General features: G+C 70.7%; 17 protein-coding genes. 6 read left to right on the forward strand and 11 right to left on the reverse strand.

Annotated features, from left to right (window positions below):
* Positions 1-25: 25 nt before the first annotated feature.
* Positions 26-2,518, reverse strand: a complete 2,493-nt coding sequence (locus RLT59_RS08990) for a type IV secretory system conjugative DNA transfer family protein (protein WP_311302921.1) — start codon at positions 2,516-2,518, stop codon at positions 26-28.
* Positions 2,519-2,776: 258 nt separating this feature from the next.
* Here RLT59_RS08990 and gabT point away from each other — a divergent pair, with 258 nt between their 5' ends.
* Positions 2,777-4,117 (forward strand): 4-aminobutyrate--2-oxoglutarate transaminase, encoded by a 1,341-nt coding sequence (gene gabT, locus RLT59_RS08995; RefSeq protein WP_311302922.1) that lies wholly within the window; start codon positions 2,777-2,779, stop codon positions 4,115-4,117.
* Between the two features lie 147 nt (positions 4,118-4,264).
* Positions 4,265-5,080, forward strand: coding sequence for a phosphatase PAP2 family protein (locus RLT59_RS09000; RefSeq protein ID WP_311302923.1), 816 nt, complete (start codon positions 4,265-4,267; stop codon positions 5,078-5,080).
* On the opposite strand, the gene RLT59_RS09005 is transcribed toward RLT59_RS09000, so the two are convergent.
* From RLT59_RS09005 to RLT59_RS09045, 9 genes are all read right to left on the reverse strand, one after another.
* Positions 5,031-6,860 carry a chitinase gene (locus tag RLT59_RS09005; protein ID WP_311302924.1) on the reverse strand — a complete coding sequence of 610 codons (1,830 nt, stop codon included), beginning with the start codon at positions 6,858-6,860 and terminating at the stop codon, positions 5,031-5,033. The two genes, RLT59_RS09000 and RLT59_RS09005, sit on opposite strands and share 50 nt — an antisense overlap.
* A gap of 170 nt (positions 6,861-7,030) precedes the next feature.
* Complete coding sequence (locus tag RLT59_RS09010; RefSeq protein WP_311302925.1) at positions 7,031-7,807, reverse strand: GH12 family glycosyl hydrolase domain-containing protein; 777 nt, start codon at positions 7,805-7,807, stop codon at positions 7,031-7,033.
* Between the two features lie 299 nt (positions 7,808-8,106).
* Positions 8,107-8,568: a hypothetical protein gene (locus tag RLT59_RS09015; RefSeq protein WP_311302926.1), complete on the reverse strand. Its 462-nt coding sequence runs from the start codon at positions 8,566-8,568 to the stop codon at positions 8,107-8,109.
* 128 nt (positions 8,569-8,696) lie between these two features.
* Positions 8,697-10,112: an NAD(P)/FAD-dependent oxidoreductase gene (locus RLT59_RS09020; RefSeq protein ID WP_311302927.1), complete on the reverse strand. Its 1,416-nt coding sequence runs from the start codon at positions 10,110-10,112 to the stop codon at positions 8,697-8,699.
* Between the two features lie 23 nt (positions 10,113-10,135).
* Positions 10,136-10,939: an ABC transporter permease gene (locus tag RLT59_RS09025; RefSeq protein ID WP_311302928.1), complete on the reverse strand. Its 804-nt coding sequence runs from the start codon at positions 10,937-10,939 to the stop codon at positions 10,136-10,138.
* Positions 10,939-11,865, reverse strand: a complete 927-nt coding sequence (locus tag RLT59_RS09030; protein WP_311302929.1) for an ABC transporter permease — start codon at positions 11,863-11,865, stop codon at positions 10,939-10,941. Before RLT59_RS09030 ends, RLT59_RS09025 begins: the two co-directional genes overlap by 1 nt.
* Positions 11,862-13,010, reverse strand: a complete 1,149-nt coding sequence (locus RLT59_RS09035; RefSeq protein WP_311302930.1) for an ABC transporter ATP-binding protein — start codon at positions 13,008-13,010, stop codon at positions 11,862-11,864. The genes RLT59_RS09030 and RLT59_RS09035 overlap by 4 nt, the downstream gene beginning before the upstream one ends.
* Before the next feature lie 70 nt (positions 13,011-13,080).
* Positions 13,081-14,331, reverse strand: a complete 1,251-nt coding sequence (locus RLT59_RS09040; RefSeq protein WP_311302931.1) for a polyamine ABC transporter substrate-binding protein — start codon at positions 14,329-14,331, stop codon at positions 13,081-13,083.
* Between the two features lie 43 nt (positions 14,332-14,374).
* Positions 14,375-15,889, reverse strand: coding sequence for a gamma-aminobutyraldehyde dehydrogenase (locus RLT59_RS09045; protein WP_311302932.1), 1,515 nt, complete (start codon positions 15,887-15,889; stop codon positions 14,375-14,377).
* Between the two features lie 215 nt (positions 15,890-16,104).
* Between RLT59_RS09045 and RLT59_RS09050 the strand changes: the two genes are divergently transcribed.
* Positions 16,105-16,659 carry a riboflavin biosynthesis intermediates N-glycosidase gene (locus RLT59_RS09050; RefSeq protein WP_399126858.1) on the forward strand — a complete coding sequence of 185 codons (555 nt, stop codon included), beginning with the start codon at positions 16,105-16,107 and terminating at the stop codon, positions 16,657-16,659.
* Positions 16,660-16,728: 69 nt separating this feature from the next.
* On the opposite strand, the gene RLT59_RS09055 is transcribed toward RLT59_RS09050, so the two are convergent.
* Positions 16,729-17,550 carry a DUF4190 domain-containing protein gene (locus RLT59_RS09055; RefSeq protein WP_311302934.1) on the reverse strand — a complete coding sequence of 274 codons (822 nt, stop codon included), beginning with the start codon at positions 17,548-17,550 and terminating at the stop codon, positions 16,729-16,731.
* Between the two features lie 124 nt (positions 17,551-17,674).
* Here RLT59_RS09055 and RLT59_RS09060 point away from each other — a divergent pair, with 124 nt between their 5' ends.
* The 3 genes from RLT59_RS09060 to RLT59_RS09070 all read left to right on the forward strand — a co-directional run bounded on the left by RLT59_RS09060 (position 17,675) and on the right by RLT59_RS09070 (position 20,308).
* A complete protein-coding gene (locus tag RLT59_RS09060; protein WP_311302935.1) occupies positions 17,675-18,709 on the forward strand; it encodes an adenosine deaminase in 1,035 nt (344 codons plus the stop codon).
* A 22-nt stretch (positions 18,710-18,731) separates the two neighbouring features.
* On the forward strand, positions 18,732-19,436 hold the full coding sequence (locus RLT59_RS09065) for a glycerophosphodiester phosphodiesterase (protein WP_311302936.1): 705 nt from the start codon (positions 18,732-18,734) through the stop codon (positions 19,434-19,436).
* Positions 19,437-19,501: 65 nt separating this feature from the next.
* Entirely contained in the window at positions 19,502-20,308 is an 807-nt protein-coding gene (locus RLT59_RS09070; RefSeq protein WP_311302937.1) for an SAM-dependent methyltransferase, read from the forward strand.
* Positions 20,309-20,383: the final 75 nt, after the last annotated feature.

Genomic DNA, 20,383 nt, shown 5'->3' on the forward strand with positions numbered 1-20,383 from the left:
TCCCGCCTCTCCCGTACCGCCGGTCTCAGGCGCCCAGTTTCATCAGGAGCGGGGGCGCGTGCCGGCCGTCGACCGTGGTGAGGGAGATCACCGCGTGGCCGGCCGCGACTTCGTAGGCGAGCCCAGAGGCGGACCAGCGTTCCCGTTCCACCTGGCGGACGGTCACGGCGTCGGTGGTCACGGCCTTGCCGGTGGCCAGCTTCCGCAGGGCGTGCAGGGCGCGGGTGAGCGGCTGGTCGGCGAAGACGCCGTGCTGGGCGACCTCCCGGACCTCCACCCACTCCTTGCCCCATGCCTCGGCGAAGCGTTTGCCGTCCCAGGTGGAGACGCCCGCGAAGGCCATGTTGCAGCCGACGGACCCGAGCAGGGCGGTGTGCAGCTCCTCCGGCACGTCGTCCAGGGTCCGCAGCGCGAGGACCGCCCCCGCGTTGACGGACCGCAGCCGCCGGATGCCCCGGACGGTCTCGGCGGTGACGGTGTGGGTGGCGTCGTCCATGACCAGACAGACGAACAGGGAGCGGTCGGAGCGGGCCGCGGTGATCGCGTTGAACTGGGCGAGGATGAGGCGGGCCAGTACGTGGGACGCCTCGGCGTGGGCGCGTTCCGGGAGATCGACGCGGACCCGCAGCGGGTGCTGTTCCAGGGAGCGCAGCGAGAACGGCCGAGCGTCCCGACCGGTGGAGAAGAAGGCCGCGAAGGCCGGCCGGTCGAGCACGGCGATCCGGTCGGCGAGGACCGCGGCCGGGTCCCCCGCGCCGCCCGCCTGCCGGGCGCGGGCGTCCAGCTCACGCAGCATCGTGTGCTCGCCGCCCGCCTCCAGGGCCTGGCGCAGGGCGGTCAGGGCGGTGACGGAACCCTCAAGGAGCTCGCGGAGTTCGGGGACGCCGGGGAACCGGCCGTGGGCGGTGCGGTAGGGGCCGAGGAGCTGGCCGAGAACGGTGCCCGCGCGCCTGCTGTCCAGGCCCGGGAGGTCACCGGCCAGCCCTTCCGCGAGGGTGGCCGCGGCCTCGTCGGGGTCGGTGGTGCCGCCGTACAGGTCGAAGTCGTGCATGGACGCGGGGTCACCGATCCGGACGACGACGTCGTAGGCGTCGTCCGGTCCCAGCTGTGCGCCCGCCCCGCCGACGGCGAGCACCGCGGCCTGGCCGGTGAGCGCCCTGATGGCGAGGGATTCGATGACCGGCCGGACCACTTTGGCGGTCTTGCCGGAGCCGGGTGGGCCCACGGCCAGCAGCGAGGTGCCCAGCGAGGCGGGCTCCAGGGCCAGGCCGGAGCCCCGGCGCGGATAGGGGTTGCGCGGGTCGTCCGCGCAGTCCCCGATCCGGACCTGGCCGGTGAGCGGGTCGTGCGGAGCGGTGCGCAGCGGCAGATCGCGGTCGCCCGAGGGGTGCAGGTAGGCGGCCGGGCCCTTGCGCAGCACGGTCTCCGTGAAGGCTTCGAGGCGGTCCGCACGGGTCCGGGCGACGGCCCAGGCGTGCCGCAGCCGCACGCAGTCCACATCGTTCATCCGGCCGGTGCGCACGGCGGCCGTCAGCGCCTCCGCGGCCTCCGTCCGGCCCGCGGCCCGCAGCTCGGGCCACTCCACCGGAGCGGGCCCGGTCCGCTCGGGGGCCGTCCGGGGGCGGTCGGGCGCGGGGTCGCCGGTCCTCAGGAGGGGGCGCAGCCTCTTCGGCAGGAGGGGGCCCAGTTCCTTCGGCCACGCGCCGATCCGGGCGAAGGGCCAGATGATCAGGGCGGCCGCCGCGGCGTAGAGGATCCAGGAGATCAGCACGGCCAGGTATTTGTTGCCGCCGCCCTGCTGGACGCCCTGGGGAATGATGGAGTACAGCAGGCCCACCAGGGGCACGCGCTGGCTGAAGTAGAGCCAGAGGGCCAGCGCCGCCGCCATCACCGTGGCCACCGCTCTGGCCCGGCCCAGCCGTTCTCCCGCGTAGTAGTGGAAGAGCCCCGCCCAGTTGCCGATCCGGGCGGCCCAGAAGCCCAGGAGAACGACCAGGGCCTGGTAGTAGAGCGTCGTGGAGATTTCGACGAGGGGGGGCGCGCCGTCCCTGAGGGTGCCGAACGTCCACCACTCGGGTCCGGTGATGATCTCTATCGGCTTGAACACATAGGGGACGTTTCGCTGATCGAGCAGCAGCCACAGCAGCAGCCACAGCACCAGAGTGGCCGCCGGCCCCACCAGGGAGGGCCGGGACAGCCGCTCGGCGGGCCGGGGCACATAGGCGTAGCGCCACACGCCGGGATCGCTTTCGGGGCGCGGCGCGTTCAGCCAGTCCGCGGTGGGCGCCCCCGTTCCGGCGGGGCGGTGGTGGCCGGGCGGCATCGCGGCGGACGGCTCCGCCGAGGGTGGCGGCACCGTGGGGGGAAACGCCGGCGGGGCCGTCGGCGGTGGGCCGGGCGGCCGGGCGGGAGGCGGTCCCGCCGGGTGCGGCACGGAGCCTCCGGGGTGGCCGGCGCGGCCGTCGGGCGGCTGCGCACCCCACGTGCCCCGGGTGCCGTGCGTGCCTTCGTTGTCCATGAACCGTTGCCCCCTGACCAGCCAGGTCCGACCCCTGCACGGTCAATCTAGTGCGCGGACACGGGGAGTTCAGCAACGCGCCCGGATAGTGACGGGGCGGGGGCCGCCGCGCGCCCCGTACCGCCTTCTGTCCTTCGCGGACAAGGACACGCCCGCCACCACTCCCGATCGGAGCATGCCCGCGCCCCGTCCCCGCACCTAGCCTGCAGAAACAGAAGCGTCCTACACACAACGCCCGAAGCACCCCAGGAGCCCCGCATGACCGCAATTCCGCAGGAGCGCCGCGTCGTCACCGCCATTCCCGGCCCGAAGTCGGTGGAGCTGCAGGCCCGCCGGCTCGCGTCGGTCGCCGCGGGGGTGGGCTCCACCCTGCCGGTGTTCACCGCCCGTGCCGGTGGCGGGATCATCGAGGACGTGGACGGCAACCGGCTGATCGACTTCGGCTCCGGTATCGCCGTGACGTCGGTCGGCGCCTCGGCGGAGGCCGTGGTGCGGCGGGCGTCCGCGCAGCTCGCGGACTTCACCCACACCTGTTTCATGGTCACCCCGTACGAGGGGTACGTGCAGGTCTGCGAGCGGCTCGCCGAGCTGACGCCGGGCGACCACGCGAAGAAGTCGGCACTGTTCAACTCGGGCGCGGAGGCCGTCGAGAACGCGGTGAAGATCGCCCGCGCCTACACCAGGCGCACCGCCGTCGTCGTCTTCGACCACGGCTACCACGGCCGGACCAACCTCACCATGGGCATGACGGCGAAGAACATGCCTTACAAGCAGGGCTTCGGCCCGTTCGCGCCCGAGGTCTACCGCGTCCCGGTGGCGTACGGCTACCGCTGGCCGACCGGTGCCGAGAACGCCGGCGCAGAGGCGTCCGCGCAGGCCATCGACGAGATCACCAAGCAGATCGGCGCGGACAACGTCGCCGCGATCGTCATCGAGCCGGTGCTCGGCGAGGGCGGCTTCATCGAGCCGGCCAAGGGCTTCCTCCCGGCGATCGCCCAGTTCGCCAAGGACAACGGCATCGTGTTCGTCGCCGACGAGATCCAGTCCGGCTTCTGCCGCACCGGCCAGTGGTTCGCCTGCGAGGACGAGGGCATCGTCCCCGACCTGATCACCACCGCCAAGGGCATCGCGGGCGGCCTGCCGCTCTCCGCCGTGACCGGCCGCGCCGAGATCATGGACGCGGCGCACGCGGGCGGCCTCGGCGGCACGTACGGCGGGAACCCGGTCGCCTGCGCCGGTGCGCTCGGCGCGATCGAGACGATGCGCGAGCTGGATCTGAACGGGAAGGCCAAGCGCATCGAGGAGGTCATGAAGGGCCGGCTCGCCGAGATGCGGGCGAAGCTGCCCAACGGAGACCTCATCGGTGACATCCGCGGCCGCGGCGCGATGATCGCGATCGAGCTGGTGAGGTCCGGCACGAAGGACCCGAACCCTGAGGCGGCCGGCGCGCTCGCCAAGGCCTGCCACGCCGAGGGCGTGCTGGTGCTCACCTGTGGCACGTACGGCAACGTCCTGCGCTTCCTGCCGCCGCTGGTGATCGGTGAGGACCTGCTGGCCGAGGGCCTCGACGTCATCGAGCGGGCGTTCGCCGGGGTCTGAGCCGTGCGGGCCCCCGGAGCGGCGCGGTGTTTCCTCCGGGGATGCCCGGCGCCCGGGTGAGGGCCTGTGAAGAAGGTGTGCGGGGGCGATGGCGGGATAACGTTCCCGCTGTCGGACCCCCCACCGCCTGACGTACGGTTTGCGCAGATGAGAGAAACACCCCGCCCGCAGGGGACTGCCGGCGACACAGGGTCGGAGCTTCCCCGGCACCGTCCTGGTTGTGCCTTCGCGCACACCACTGGAGCCTCGGGCTCCGGAACTCCTCACCGATCGGATGGCCGCCCGCCCCACACCCCCCGGGGCGCGCGGCACACCGGTCCGGCCGTCCGTCCCGGAACACCCCCCCCTGTTCCGGGACGGACGGCTCTTCTCTTCTCCGTGGTGTCCGGCCTGCTGGCCCTGTTCGCGCTCACCACCTGGCAGATCGCGTCCGACGGCCCGCTGCGTGCGTTCGACGAACGCGCCGGACGGGCCCTCGTCGGACACGGCCCGCGGTGGCTCACCGAGTTCCTCGCGGATCTCGGCAACACGCAGGTCGCGCTCCCGGTGCTGGGCTGCGCGCTCGTCCGGTCGCTGCTGCGCGGTGAGCGCCGCGCCCCGGTCACCGCCGCGCTCACGATGGCCGCGGTGCCGCTGTTCGTCGTCCCGCTCAAGGACTGGATCGCCCGCCCCGGACCGCTGACCGACGCCACCGGCTACTACCCCTCCGGCCACGCGGCGACCGCGGCGGTGGCGTACGGGGCGGCCGCGCTGCTGCTCGCCCCGTACCCGCGTCGCTCGTGGATGATGCCCGTCGCCGCCGTCCTGCTGACGGCGGCGACGGGCATCGGTCTGGTGCTGCGCGGCTATCACTGGCCGCTGGACGTGCTGGGCAGCTGGTTCCTGTGCGGGCTGCTGCTGATCCCGCTGTCGCTCAGCCGCCGAAGTAGGCGTCGAAGTTCTTCGAGAACTCCCAGTTGTTGAAGCGGTCCCAGTTGACCGACCAGGTCATCAGTCCGCGCAGTCCGGACCAGGTGCCGTGGGTGGCGTACGAGCCGCAGTCGGTCTTCTTCGTGAGGCAGTTCAGCGCCTTGGTGACCTCGGCGGGCGAGGTGTGGCCGTTGCCCGCCTGGGTGGAGGCCGGCAGTCCGATCGAGACCTGGTCGGGACGGAGCCCCGGGAAGATCTTGGTCTGGTCGCCCGCCACCGGGAAGCCGGCCAGCAGCATGTCGGTCATCGCGATGTGGAAGTCGGCGCCGCCCATCGAGTGGTACTGGTTGTCCAGGCCCATGATGGAGCCCGAGTTGTAGTCCTGGACGTGCAGCAGGGTGAGGTCGTCGCGCAGAGCGTGGATCACCGGGAGGTAGGCGCCGGCGCGCGGGTCCTGGCCGCCCCAGGGGCCCGAGCCGTAGTACTGGTAGCCGAGCTGTACGAAGAAGGTCTCGGGGGCCATGGTGAGGACGAACTTCTCGCCGTACTTGGCCTTGAGCGACTTCACCGCGGAGATCAGGTTGACGATGACCGGCGTGGTGGGGCTGCGGAAGTCGGTGTCGCCGGTGTTCAGCGAGAGCGAGTGGCCCTCGAAGTCGATGTCGAGTCCGTCCAGACCGTACTCGTCGATGATCTTGCTGACCGAGGAGACGAAGGTGTCACGGGCGGCGGTGGTGGCGAGCTGCACCTGTCCGTTCTGGCCGCCGATGGAGATCAGCACCTTCTTGCCCTTGGCCTGCTTGGCCTTGATGGCCGCCTTGAACTCGTCCGCCGACTCGACGTTCGGGCACTCGGCCACCGGGCAGAGCGAGAAGCGGATGTCGCCGGAGGTGACGGAGGTGGGTTCGCCGAAGGCCAGGTCGATGACGTCCCAGGAGTCGGGCACGTCCGCCATCCGGGTGTAGCCGGAGCCGTTGGCGAAGCTGGAGTGCAGATAGCCGACGAGGGCGTGGGCCGGCAGGTCAGAGCCGCTCTCTCCCCCGCTGCCGCCCGCCGGGGTGGTGGCGGTGACGGCGGCCGACTTGGCGGACTCCCCCGCCGCGTTGGTGGCGGTGACCTGGAAGCTGTACGCGGTCGAGGCGGCGAGACCCGTCACGGTCGCGGAGGTACCGGTGGTGGAGAGGACCAACGCGTCGCCCCGGTAGACGTTGTAGCCGGTGGCGCCGGAGGCGGCCGTCCACGACAGCGGGACGGAGGACGCGGTGGCGGTGCCGGCCTTGAGGCCCGCCGGTACGGCCGGGAGGGCGACCGGGTCGCCGCCGGGGCCGACGAGGCTGAGGTCGTCGGCGTAGTACGCGGGGGTGCCGTACCAGCCGTGCGTGTACACCTTGACCGAGGTCGTCGAGGCACCGGTGGTGAACGTGGTGGTGAGCTTCTGCCAGGCCCCGGCGGACTGCGTCCAGGTGGACACGTCCGTCGTGCCGGTGCCCTCGGCCCCCAGGTAGACGTAGCTGCCCTGCACCCAGGTGCTCAGCGTGTACGTGGAGCCGGGCTTGACCGTGACGGCCTGGGAGCACTTGGCGTAGTCGCTGCCGGCCGGGGTCGCCTTCAGCGCCGAGGTGCCGCCGTGCACCGGGGTGCTGACGACGGCTCCGCTGCCGCCCGTACAGCTCCAGCCGTCCAGACCGGCCTCGAAGGTTCCGTTGCGGGCCAGATCGGCGTCGGCAGCGGCGGCGCTCGGCGCGGCGGCGGCCAGGCCGCCCGCTGCCAGCAGGGCGGCCGTGAAGGCGGCCAGCAGTCCGGTAATGCGGGCAGGGGGTCCCGTACGTTCCACAACGGCCTCCGTGCAGGGGGGAATCGGGTGGCCACAACATGGTCCAGACCAATCCGGTTGTCAAGACCTCTGGCAGCCGAACCCCTCGCTCCCGCGCACACTCGCCCCCGGCCCGTCCCCTTCGCTTACCGCGGTACGCGAAGGGAACGGGGGTCACCGGCCGCTTCCGGTCAGTTGAAGCGCGCGGAGAACTTCGTGACGGCCAGGCCCGCGCCGTTCTCCCACGGTTCGAACCCCGCCTGGACGCTGGTGAGGTACCAGTCGGGCGTGGCCAGGCCCTCCGATATGGCCCCGTTGACGAAGTCCTTCACATCGAAGCTCAGATCCGTCAGAGCCGAGGGGGCGACGTACGAGATGACGTCGTTGCCGCCGTTGTTGCCCTTCCAGACGTCCCAGGTCTGACCGGCGACGGTGGCGACGCCCGTCTTGGAGCCGATCGGCTGGATGGGACCGACCTTGTTCAGCCAGATCATGATCTCGGTCCGGTTGACCCCGTCCGTCCTGGGCGTCGGGTCGAGCCAGATATCGTACGCGGCGTCGAAGGTGGCGCCGCCGGTGTACCTGTACGCGATCTCGCTGGGAGCGCTCCCGATCGCGTTGACCTGCCTGGGCAGCACGGTGCCCGGTGAGCAGTTCGTGTAGTGGCAGCCCGCGTAGATCGAGGGGTACGACTTGGGCGCGCCGCCCGTCGACACGGAGCCGTCGGCCGTGGTCAGTTCGAAGCCGTCACCGACCTGGTTCACGCACTGCGGGGCGGTGGTGCCCCACGCGTTGTTCTGTACGACGTAGCCGCCGGGCGTGACGGCGGTTCCGAACTGATCGCAGGTCTGGGTGTCGGCGGCGGCCGTGCCGGTCGCGGCGGTCACGGCGACGATCGAGCCGACGGCCAGGGCGAGCGCGGCGGCCAGGGGACGGATGCGGTGCACACGGTGGGGCGTGGCAGTCACGGGAGTTCCTTCCGTTGGGCAGGCGTGGGGTGGACCGTGGGGGTTGGCCGAGGTTTGGGAGCGCTCCCAAACCTCGCTTCAACGGAACCCTACGAACCCCCTCGCCTCCGCAACAACGTGTCACCCGTCAATGGCGTGAACTCACCCTTGGACGCGCGTAATCGAGGCCGCGTGCACGTGCCGCCAGGAGCCGGATGCCTCCCCCTCCCCCGGGGCGAGCAGGCACGCCACGCGGACGATCAGCAGTCCGGGGCGCCTCGGCTTTCGGCCAGGAGCCTTCCGGAGAACGGCTGTCCTTCCTACTCCTGGCCCTCCCCCGCCGCGGCCCCTCCCGCGGCCTCGTGCATCGCGAGTTCCAGCAGCGTGGCGTCGGTGAGCGTGCCCGATCCGTCCGGCGGAATCAGCCACCGCATCCCGCCGGCGACCCGCCCCGGGTAGGGCACCACGATCCAGGTCCCCTGGCCCGCGCCCCGCACCCCCGTTCCGATCCACCGGTCCGCGGTGCCCGGCGGCACGAAGAACCCCATCCGGGCGTCACCGAAGCCGGCCAGCACCGGACCCGGCCGGCCGATGAGCCGGGTGAGCACGTCGAGCGTCGGATAGCCCAGCTCCCCCGGCAGGATCAGCACGTCCCAGCGCCGGCCGGCGGGAAGGAGCGCGATTCCCCGGGGATTGCGCTCCCACTCCCACCGGCAGGCGTCCGGGTCCGGTGCCACCGACACAAGCCACTCGACCGCTGCCCTGACCCCCGAGCCAGCCATGCCCCGCCTCCGTTCCGTATCGCACCCGCGGCGAGTCGCGGGTGCGTTCACGGAGGAGAGAGAGCGGTGGCGGCGATCCATTACGCGGGTTCGGCTACCAACCGGTAGTGAGCTGGGTCACGTCCGGCTCAGCTGTCGAAGCCGAGCCCCAGCCGGTCCATCGTCCGCAGCCACAGATTGCGGTGGCCGCCGTTGTCGTCGGCCCGTGCCAGGGAGCGCTTCGTCAGCTCGATCCCGGCCCACGCGAAGGGCTCAGGCGGGAACGGCATCGGCTTGCTGCGGACCATCTCCAGCGCGGTCCGCTCCGTCTCCTCGCCTGCCAGCAGGTCGAGCATCACCTCGGCGCCGAACCGGGTGGCCCCGACGCCGAGTCCGGTGTATCCGGCGGCATAGGCGACCCGGCCCTGATGGGCGGTGCCGAAGAACGCGGAGAACCGGGAACAGGTGTCGATCGCACCGCCCCAGGCATGGGTGAAACGCACTCCCGCCAATTGCGGAAAGCATTCGAAGAACTGTCCGGCGAGCTTCAGGAACGTTTCCGGACGCTGGTCGAGCGCGGCGCTGAGCCGGCCCCCGTACGGATAGATCGCGTCGTATCCGCCCCACAGAATGCGGTTGTCCGCGGAAAGCCGGAAGTAATGGAACTGGTTGGCGCTGTCCCCCAGTCCCTGCCGGTTCTTCCAGCCGATGGCGGCGAGCTGCTGCGCGGTCAGCGGCTCCGTCATCAGCGCGTAGTCGTAGACCGGGACGGTGTACGGGCGCATCCGCTTCACGAGCGAGGGGAAGATGTTGGTGCCGAGGGCGACGCGGCGGGCGAGCACCCTTCCGCCCGGGGTCCGGACCGCCATTCCGGTTCCGGTTCTGGCCAGCTCCAGACCCCGGGTGTGCTCGTAGATCCGGACACCCAGGTCGAGGCAGGCCTGCTTCAGGCCCCAGGCGAGCTTGGCGGGGTGCAGCATCGCCACCCCGCGGCGGTCCCATAGGCCACCCAGGAATGTCGGTGAGTCGACATGGGCGCGCAGCGCGTCACCGTCGAGGAACTCGACGCCGCCGAAGCCGCGCCGCTCCAGCTCCTGGTGCCATTCCCGCAGCTCTTCCAGCTGGTGGGGCTGGGTGGCGACATCGATCTCGCCGGTGCGCTCGAATTCGCAGTCGATGCCGTAGCGGGCGACCGCCTCCTCGATGGCGTCGAGGTTGCGGGCGCCCAGCTCCTCCAGCTTCTCGATCTCGTCCGGCCAGCGCTCCAGCCCGTTGGGCAGGCCGTGGGTGAGGGAGGCGGCGCAGAATCCGCCGTTGCGGCCCGAGGCGGCCCAGCCCGTCTCGCGCCCCTCGATGAGGACGACATCGCGTTCCGGTTCGCGCTCCTTGGCGAGCAGCGCGGTCCACAGTCCGCTGTAGCCGGCGCCGATGACGAGGAGGTCGCAGTGCTCGTCGCCGGAGAGCGCGGGGAGCGCTTCGGGCCTGCCGGGGTCGTCCAGCCAGAACGACAGCGGCTTGGCGTCCGCGATTGACCGGGCGGCGGCACTCATGGCGACTGGGGCCATGTTTTCCAACTCCTTAGGGACTTTCAGGGTCGTGCGCTGTTCTTACGCCGGTTCGCTATCAGCTGGCCGGCGAGAACCACCAGTACCGCAATGATGAACATCGCCGTACCGATGACGTTGATCTGCACGGGCGTGCCGCGCTGCGCCGATCCCCAGACGAACATGGGGAAGGTCACGGTCGAGCCCGCGTTGAAATTGGTGATGATGAAATCGTCGAAGGAGAGCGCGAACGCGAGCAGCGCTCCCGCGGCGATTCCGGGGGCGGCGATCGGCAGCGTCACCCGCACGAAGGTCTGCACGGGCCCGGCGTACAGATCGCGGGCCGCCTCCTCCAGCCTGGGGTCCATCGACATGACCCGCGCCTTGACCGCCGTCACCACGAAGCTGAGGCAGAACATGATGTGCGCGATGAGGATCGTCCAGAAGCCCAGCTGCGCGCCCATGTTGAGGAAGAGCGTGAGCAGGGACGCGGCCATGACGACCTCGGGCATCGCCATCGGCAGGAAGATCAGCGAGTTGATCGCGCCGCGCGCCCGGAAGCGGTAGCGGACCAGGGCGAACGCGATCATCGTGCCCAGCACGGTCGCGCCGACCGTGGCCCAGACGGCGATCTGGAGGGAGAGCGAGAGCGAGCCGCACATGTCGGCCACCCCGCAGGGGTCCTTCCAGGCGTCCAGCGAGAAGCGCTGCCAGGAGTAGTTGAACCGCCCGTTGGGCTTGTTGAAGGAGAACACCATCACGACGATGTTCGGCAGGATCATGTAGGCGAGGGTCAGCAGACCCGCGATGACGATCAGATGGCGTCGCAGCCAGCGCAGTACGGGCATCAGACCAGGTCCTCCGTCCCGGAGCGGCGGATGTAGACAGTGACCGCGATCAGGACGACCGCCATCAGGATGAAGGAGAGCGCGGCCGCCGTCGGATAGTCGAGGACGCGCAGGAACTGGGTCTGGATGACGCTGCCGACCATCTTCGTGTCGGTGGAGCCCAGCAGTTCCGCGTTGACGTAGTCACCGCTGGCCGGGATGAAGGTCAGCAGGGTGCCGGAAACGACGCCCGGCGTCGAGAGCGGGAACGTCACCTTCCGGAAGGTGGTGGCGGGGGTGGCGTACAGGTCCCCGGCCGCTTCGTGGAGCCGGCCGTCGATCCGCTCCAGCGAGGTGTAGAGCGGCAGGATCATGAACGGCAGGAAGTTGTACGTGAGACCGCAGACCACCGCCATCGGGGTGGCCAGCACCCGGTTGGACTCGGTCCAGCCGAGCCAGCTGGTGACGTCGAGGACGTGCAGGGTGTTCAGTACGTCGACGACCGCGCCGCCGTCCGCGAGGATCGTCTTCCAGGCGAGCGTGCGGATCAGGAAGCTGGTGAAGAACGGTGCGATGACCAGCACCAGCACCAGATTGCGCCAGCGCCCGGCCTTGAACGCGATGAGGTAGGCCAGCGGGTAGCCGAGCAGCAGGCACAGGATCGTGGCGGTGCCCGCGTACAGCAGCGACCGGACGAACTGCGGATAGTAGTCGCTCAGCGCGTCCCAGTACGTCTGGAAGTGCCAGGTGACCTCGAACCCCTTCTCCAGGGAACCGGTCTGGACGGAGGTCGACCCCTGGTAGATCAGCGGCAGCGCGAAGAAGACGACGAGCCAGAGGATGCCGGGGAGCAGCAGCCAGTAGGGGACGAGACGCCTGCGGGTGGAGGGCTTGCGCACCTTCGGCTCCTCGGCGGGAGCGGGTGGCGCCTCCTGGGTGACGCTCACGCCGCGTCCTCCACCGTCTCCACACCCGCGGCGATGTCCTGGTCGGCGTCGAGGCCGAAGGTGTGCGCCGGGTTCCAGTGCAGGACGACCTCGGCCCCGGGGGTGAGCCTGGAATCGCGCTCGATGTTCTGCTCGTACACCTGGAGCGACTTCCCGGCCGGGCTCTCCACCACGTACTGCGTGGAGACGCCGATGAAGCTGGAGTCGACGATCCGGCCGGTGACCCGGTTACGGCCCTCCGTTATCGCGTCGGCGTCGTCGCGGTGCGTGAGGGAGATCTTCTCGGGGCGGATGCCGAGGAGCAGCTTGCCGCCCTTCGCGGTCGGCGCGGGACATCGGCCGGTGGGCAGCCGCAGCTTCCCGCCACTGGCCGCTACGACGATGTCGGTGCCGGTGGAGACGACTTCGCCCTCGATGAGGTTCGAGGTGCCGAGGAAGTTGGCGACGAACGTCGTCCGGGGGTTCTCGTAGAGATCGGCGGGGTCGCCCAGCTGCTCGACCCGGCCCGCGTTCATCACCGCGACGGTGTCGGCCATGGTCATGGCCTCCTCCTGGTCGTGGGTGACGTGCACGAAGGTGATCCCGACCTCGGTCTGGATGCGCTTGAGTTCGAGCTGCATCTGGCGGCGCAGCTTGAGGTCGAGGGCGCCGAGCGGCTCGTCGAGGAGCAGCACCTGAGGGTGGTTGATCAGGGCGCGGGCGACGGCGACGCGCTGTTGCTGGCCGCCGGAGAGCTGGTGCGGTTTGCGCCGGGCGAAGTCGCCGAGCTGGACGAGCTCCAGCATGTCGTCGACCTGCTTCTTGACCGACTTGATGCCGCGACGGCGCAGTCCGAAGGCGACGTTCTCCGCGATGTCGAGGTGCGGGAAGAGCGCGTAGCTCTGGAAGACGGTGTTGACGGGCCGCTTGTACGGGGGGAGGGCGGTGATGTCGCGGCCGCCGAGCGAGACGGTGCCGGTGGTGGCCTCCTCCAGGCCCGCGATCATCCGCAGGGTGGTGGTCTTGCCGCAGCCGGACGCGCCGAGCAGCGCGAAGAAGGAGCCTTGCGGGACGGTCAGATCGAGCGGTTGGACGGCGGCGAAGGAGCCGTACCTCTTGCTGATCCCGGTGAGGCGGACATCGCCGCCTGTCTGCTGCTGTGTCATGGAGGGCGGTCCCAGTGGTGTCAGAGGGGGATCGGGGGTTCTTCGGGACGGGGCGGGGGCGGGGGCGGGGTCAGGCGCCGATGAGCTTGGCGAACTTCTCCTCGTACGCCGTCTCTTCCTCGGCGGTCAGGGACCGGAAGGCGTGCGAGGCGGCCGCCATCTTCTTGTCCGGGAGAATCAGCGGGTTGTCGGCCATCGACCGGTCGATCTTGGCGAGTTCCTCGCGGACGCCGTCGACCGGGCAGACGAAGTTGATGTACGCGGCGAGCTCGGCGGCGACCGGTGGCCGGTAGTAGTGGTCCATGAGCTTCTCGGCGTTGGTCTTGTGCCGTGCCTTCACCGGGACCAGCATGTTGTCGCTGGACATGACGTAGCCCGCGGCGGGTATCGCGTACTTGATGTCCGGGTTGCCGGCCTGGAGCTGGATGATGTCGCCGGCCCAGGCGACGCAGGCCGCGATGTCGCCCTTGTCGAGGTCCGCGGTGTAGTCGTTGCCGGTGAAGCGGCGGATCTGGTTCCGGTCGACGCCCTTCTGGATCCGGCCGATCGCGGCGTCGTAGTCGGCGTCGGTGAAGGTGGCGGGGTCCTTGCCCATGTCGAGCAGGGTCATGCCGATGGAGTCGCGCATCTCCGAGAGGAAGCTGACCCGGCCCTTGAGTTTCGGGTCGTCGAGCAGCTGGCTGACGGAGTCGATCCTGCGGCCGCCGGTCGCCTTGGCGTTGTAGGCGATGACCGTGGGGATGCCGGCCCAGGGGTAGGAGTAGGCGCGGCCCGGGTCCCAGTCCGGGGAGCGGAACTGGGCCGAGAGGTTGGCGTAGGCGTGCGGCAGGTTCGAGGGGTCGAGCTTCTGCGCCCAGCCGAGCCGGACGATGCGGGCGGCCAGCCAGTCCGTGACGCAGATGATGTCGCGGCCGGTGTCCTGGCCGGCCGCGAGCTGCGGCCTGATCTTGCCGAAGAACTCGACGTTGTCGTTGATGTCCTCGGTGTACTTGACCTTGATCCCGGTCCGCTCGGTGAACTGCTCCAGAGTGGGCCGGTGCTTGCCGTCGTCGGTGACGTCCATGTACTCGGTCCAGTTGGAGAAGTTGACCTGCTTCTCCTTGGCCGAGTGGTCGTCGGAGGCGGCCGCGGGGTCCTCCTCCCGCTTGGCGGGAGGGATTCCGCACGCGCTGAGCACCCCAAGGCCGCCGAGTGTGAGCGCGCCGGTACCGGAGGCGCGCAGCAGTGATCGGCGGGTGAGGGCTCCCCTGCCGCTGGTCAGAGTGCGACGCATCGCGGCCAGCTGGGCCGCGGAGAGACGCTCGGGCTCGTACTGCTCCATGCGCGTTGCCCTTTCGGGTGGGTGTGCGGCCGGACCGGCCGGGTTATCGGTCCCCGAAGATCGTGCGGTGCCAGTCCTTGCGGGCGACCGCGGTGTTGTCGTACATGACGTGCTTGACCTGCGTGTACTCCTCGAAGGAGTACGACGACATGTCCTTGCCGAAGCCGCTGGCCTTGTATCCGCCGTGCGGCATCTCGCTGATGATCGGGATGTGGTCGTTGATCCAGACGCAGCCCGCCTTGATCTCGCGGGTGGCGCGATTGGCCCGGTACAGGCCGCGGGTCCAGGCGGAGGCGGCGAGCCCGTACGGGGTGTCGTTGGCGAGCGCGATGCCCTCGTCGTCGGTGTCGAAGGGCAGCACGACCAGGACCGGGCCGAAGATCTCGGCCTGGACGATCTCGCTGTCCTGGGCGGCTCCGGTGATCACGGTCGGCCGGTAGTAGGCGCCGTCGGCCAGTTCGCCGCCGGGGACCTCGCCGCCGGTGACGACGGTGGCGTAGGCGCGGGCGCGCTCGACGAAGGCGGCGACGCGGTCGCGCTGGGCGTGGCTGATCAGCGGGCCCAGATCGGTGTCCGGGGCGAACGGGTCGCCCACCCGGACGGTCTCCATCAGCTCCGCGACGCCCCGCACGAAGGCGTCGTACAGCGGGCGCTGGACGTAGGCGCGGGTGGCGGCCGTGCAGTCCTGGCCGGTGTTGATGAGGGATCCGGCGACCGCTCCGTGGACCGCGGCTTCGAGGTCGGCGTCGTCGAAGACGACGAAGGGGGCCTTGCCGCCGAGTTCGAGGTGGAGGCGCTTGACGGTGGAGGTGGCGATCTCCGCGACCCGCTTGCCGACGGCGGTGGAGCCGGTGAAGGAGGTCATCACGACGTCGGGGTGGCCGACGAGGTGTTCACCGGCTTCCTTGCCCGCACCGTTGACGATGTTGATCACACCGTCCGGGATGCCCGCCCCGGTGGCCGCCTGCGCGAACATCAGCGAGGTCAGCGGGGTGATCTCGGCGGGCTTCAGCACGATGGTGTTGCCGGCGGCGACGGCCGGGAGGATCTTCCAGGCGGCCATCTGGAGCGGGTAGTTCCAGGGGGCGATGGAGCCGATGACGCCGATCGCCTCGCGCCGTACGTACGAGGTGTGGTCACCGGAGTACTCGGCGGCGGACTTGCCTTCCAGGTGGCGGGCGGCGCCCGCGAAGAAGGACGCGTTGTCGACGGTGCCGGGCACGTCGAACTCGGTGGAGAGCTTGACCGGCTTGCCGCACTGGAGGGACTCCGCGTACGCGAATTCGTCCGCCTGCTCGGCGAGGACCGCGGCGAACCGGTGCATCGCCTCGGAGCGCTCGGCCGGGCTGGCTCCGGACCAGCCGGGGAAGGCAGCTCGTGCGGCGGCGACGGCCGCGTCGACGTCGGCGGTGCCGGCCAGTTCGTAGGTGTGGACGGTCTTGCCCGTGGCCGGGTTCACCACGTCGTGGCTGCGTCCCGATGTGCCGGGTCGCAGTCTTCCGCCGATGTACTGCGCGCCGTCCGCGAAGCGGTCCTGTACCTGGAAGCTGTTGCCCATCACGCTCTCCTCCGCCGCTGTTCCCGGAGTGCGGGGCGGCGTAGCTCCTGCTCGATTTGAGTGCCGATCCTGGCAGAGGGGACGGAGCCCAACAAGTGATTCCGTTGTTGCCTTTTGGTTACGCAACGGAATCTGTCGACCATGTGTCGTGTCAGTGCGGAATTCCCCGTACGCAGTGTCAGTGGCGGATGCCAGACTCACGTGTCATGGAACACATGGACGACCTCGTGGCGCGGACGGGGCGGGGCGAGAAAGTGAAGTACCTGACGTTCTGGGGGCACCGGCCGCGGGCGGACGGGGAGGTCGGGGCGAGCTGCCTCAGTCAGTGGTGGCCGTCGCCGTTCACGGTCGACGGGGTGGAGTACGCCTCGGCCGAGCACTGGATGATGGCCGGCAAGGCGCGGCTGTTCGGTGACGCGGAGGCGGAGACCCGTGCGGTGGCGGCGAAGAGCCCGGCCGAGGCGAAGAAGACGGGCCGGCTCGTCCGCGGTTTCGACGACGCGGTCTGGGAGCGCGAGCGGTACGGGCTGGTGGTGACGGGCAGCCTGCACAAGTTCGGCCAGAACCCGGCGCTGGGGAAGTTCCTGCTGGGCACGGGCGAGCGGGTGCTCGTCGAGGCGAGTCCGATGGACCGGATCTGGGGCATCGGGCTGGCGGCGGACGATCCGCGGGCGGAGGACCCGGCGGCCTGGCGGGGGCTGAATCTGCTCGGCTTCGCGCTGATGGACGCGCGGACGGAGCTGCGGCGGAAGGACACCGGCCGCATATGAACCGGCCCGTGGGGTGAAGCGGGGCTCCGGGCGGGCGACGGTCCGCCCGCCCGGAGCCGAAAGCCGCTGCTAGCGGATCACTCCGGCGACCGGGGAACCGGCGAACGAATCGGCGACCGGGGCGTCGACGACCAGGGAAGCGGAGTACGGCTCGTAGTCGGATCCGCTGTCCTCATCGAAGCCGTCGTCCGCGATGGCCCAGATGACCAGCCCCAGGAACACGGCACTGACGACGATCCCGATCGAGCCGAGGATGATGCCGGCGAGTGCGACTCCGCCGTTGTCGGCCTCGCCCCGGCGGACCCGGCCCCGGCCTATCAGTCCGAAGATCAGCGCGAGGACGCCGAGTATGATCCCCAGCCCGTACATGCAGAAGACCGCAACCGCGATGATGCCGAGCACCATGGAGGCGATACCGAGCCCGTTCGCGGGCTGCGGCCCCCAGGCGTTCTGGCCGTAACCGGGATAGCCCGGGTAGCCGCCGCCGTACTGCGGGGCGGCCGGGTAGCCGTACTGGCCTGCGGGCGGCTGGGCCGGTCCCACCGGGTAGCCGTACTGGCCGGCGGCCGGCGGGCCCTGCTGACCGGGACCGTTCGGGCCGACGGGCGGCGGCGGCACGGCTCCCGAACCGTACGGGGCGGACGGCTGCCCCGCGCCGGTCGGCGGACCGAAGCCCGCCGTCGGCCCGAAACCGGCCGTGGGCGCGGGTCCTGCCGGGGCGTCCTGCGGCCCGTCGACGCCCGGCATCGCGGTGACGGTCTGCTGGTCGTGCACCGCCGGCGGGCCGGTGTCCGGGGGGCTTTTCTTGTCCAGCGGCACCTTGTTGTCCGGCGGAGCCCACGGATCGCGTGCCACGGCCCCGTCCTCGGGCTGCTCTGTGTTGTCTGACATGGGCCTCCCCCATCGTGATGCCCGTCATGCTACGGCCAGCCCCCGTCCTACGATGACTTCCGTCCGCCGCCCGATTCCCACACATGTCCGGGCCCCGCGCCACCCCCTGCTCCCGGAGGATCCGATGTCCGATCTGCACCCCTTCATCGCGGGGCTGCCCAAGGCCGAGCTGCATGTCCACCACGTCGGTTCCGCCTCGCCCCGCATCGTCGCGGAACTGGCCGCGAAACACCCCGACTCCAAGGTCCCCACAGCCCCGGAGGCGCTGGCCGACTACTTCTCCTTCACCGACTTCGGGCACTTCATCGAGGTCTACCTCTCGGTCGTGGACCTGATCCGCACCCCGGAGGACGTCCGGCTGCTGACCTTCGAGGTCGCCCGCGACATGGCACGGCAGAACATCCGCTACGCGGAACTGACCGTCACCCCGTACTCCTCGACCCGGCGCGGCATTCCGGAGGAGGGCTTCATGGAGGCCATAGAGGACGCCCGCAAGGCGGCCGAGGCCGAACTCGGGGTGGTGCTGCGCTGGTGCTTCGACATCCCCGGCGAGGCCGGACTCGCCTCCGCGGAGGAGACCGCCCGGCTCGCCGTCGACCTGCGGCCGGAGGGGCTGGTCTCGTTCGGCCTCGGCGGGCCCGAGATCGGGGTGGACCGACCGCAGTTCAAGCCGTACTTCGACCGTGCCATCGCGGCGGGCCTGCACTCCGTGCCGCACGCCGGCGAGACCACCGGACCGCAGACGGTCTGGGACGCGCTGACCGCGCTGCGCGCCGAGCGCATCGGCCACGGCACCAGCTCCGTCCGTGACCCGAAGCTGCTGGAGCACCTGGCCGAGCACCGGATCGCGCTGGAGGTCTGCCCCACGTCGAACATCGCGACCCGCGCGGTGGCGGACATCGAGGAGCACCCGGTCAAGGAGATGGTGAAGGCGGGTGTGCTGGTCACGATCAACAGCGACGACCCGCCCATGTTCGGCACCGACCTCAACAGCGAGTACGGGGTGGCGGCCCGCCTCCTCGATCTCGACGAGCGGGGTCTCGCCTCGCTCGCGAAGAACGCCGTAGAGGCGTCCTTCCTCGACCCGGCCGGCAAGCGCAGGCTGTCCGAGGAGATCGACACGTACACGACGGACTGGCTGGCGGGGACCGGCCGGTGACCCGGGCGGCGACAATGGCCCCATGGCCATCCCCGTCACCGCCGTCGCGCATCGCGGCGATCCGTACCGCGTCCGCGAGAACACCCTCCGCTCGATCCGCTCCGCCCTCGAACGGGGGGCGGACGCGGTCGAGATCGATGTCCGGGTCACCCGGGACGGTGTGCCGGTCCTGCTGCACGACGCCACGCTGGAGCGGCTGTGGGGTCATGACGTGCGGCTGGACCGGCTCACCCGGCAGGAGCTCACCGAGCTGACGGCGGGCGGTGTGCCGACCCTGCGCGAGGCGCTGCTCGCCGTCGGGGCGCACCGCGTCATGGTCGATCTGCCCGGCTCCACCGAGGCCTCGGTACGGAAGATCGTCGGGACGGTACGGGAGTGCGGGGCCGGCGAGCGGGCCTACTACTGCGCGGGTCCCGAGGCGATGCTGCGGGTACGGGCCGCCGATCCGTCCGCCGAGATCGCGATGACCTGGACGACCCTCGCGCCTCCCCGGGCCGCGCTGCTGGCGGCGGTACGGCCGCGCTGGCTGAACTACCGGTTCGGCCTGGTGAGTCGGGAGCTGACCGACCGCAACCACCGGGACGGGCTGCTGGTCTCGGCCTGGACGGCGGACACCGGTCGCACCATGCGCAGGCTGCTGCTCCGCGGCGTGGACTCCATCACCACCAACCGGGTCGATGTACTGCACAAGCTGATCGCCAACTCCCCGGACCGCGCCTCCTCTTGATCGGTCCGGCATCATGGACGCCACCTCATCGTCCCGATGCCAGGCCCGGCGCCAGAGGAGCAGACGTGCCCGTCCCCCACCGCAACTCCCTTCCTGCCCAGGTCCGTTCCGATGTCGCCCACAGCGCCCGGGTCTGGAACTACTGGCTCGGCGGCAAGGACCACTTCCCGGTGGACCAGGCCGTCGGCGACCGGGTCACCGGCATGTACCCCAGCATCAAGGAGGTGGCGCGGGCCGACCGGGCGTTCCTGGGGCGGGCGGTGCGGTATCTGGCCGGTGACGCGGGCATCGGCCAGTTCCTGGACATCGGAACGGGGCTGCCGACCGCGGACAACACCCACGAGGTCGCCCAGCACACCGCGCCGGACGCCCGCGTCGTGTACGTCGACAACGACCCGATCGTCCTGGCGCACGCCCGCTCGCTGCTCACCAGCTCTCCGGAGGGCGCGAGCGAGTACCTCGACGCGGACGCCCGCGATCCGGAGCAGATCCTGCGGGCGGCCCGGCGGACGCTCGACCTGGAGCGGCCGGTCGCGGTCATGCTCCTCGGCATCCTCAACTTCGTCCTCGACACGGACGAGGCGCTGCGCATCGTCCGGCGGCTGATGGACGCGGTGCCGCCCGGCAGCTACCTCGTCCTCACCCACCCCACGCTGGAGCTGGGCGGCGAGGGCAACGAGGCGGCGATGCGGTTCTGGAACGAGAACGCCACGCCTCCGATCACCGCCCGCAGCCGCTTCGAGTTCGCCGCGTTCCTGACCGGTCTCGATCTCGTCGAGCCGGGCATCGTCTCCTGCTCGCGCTGGCGCCCAGCGCCCGGCACCCGGGCGGCCGAGGTCGCCCAGTTCGGTGCCGTGGCCAGAAAGCGCTGAGTGCGCCCGGTGCGCATACGGGACATCGCGGCCGGGGCCCGCACGGCCGGGCCCCGTACCGTCGACCTGCTCATC

It is taken from the genome of Streptomyces sp. ITFR-6, from assembly GCF_031844725.1.
GTDB lineage: Bacteria > Actinomycetota > Actinomycetes > Streptomycetales > Streptomycetaceae > Streptomyces.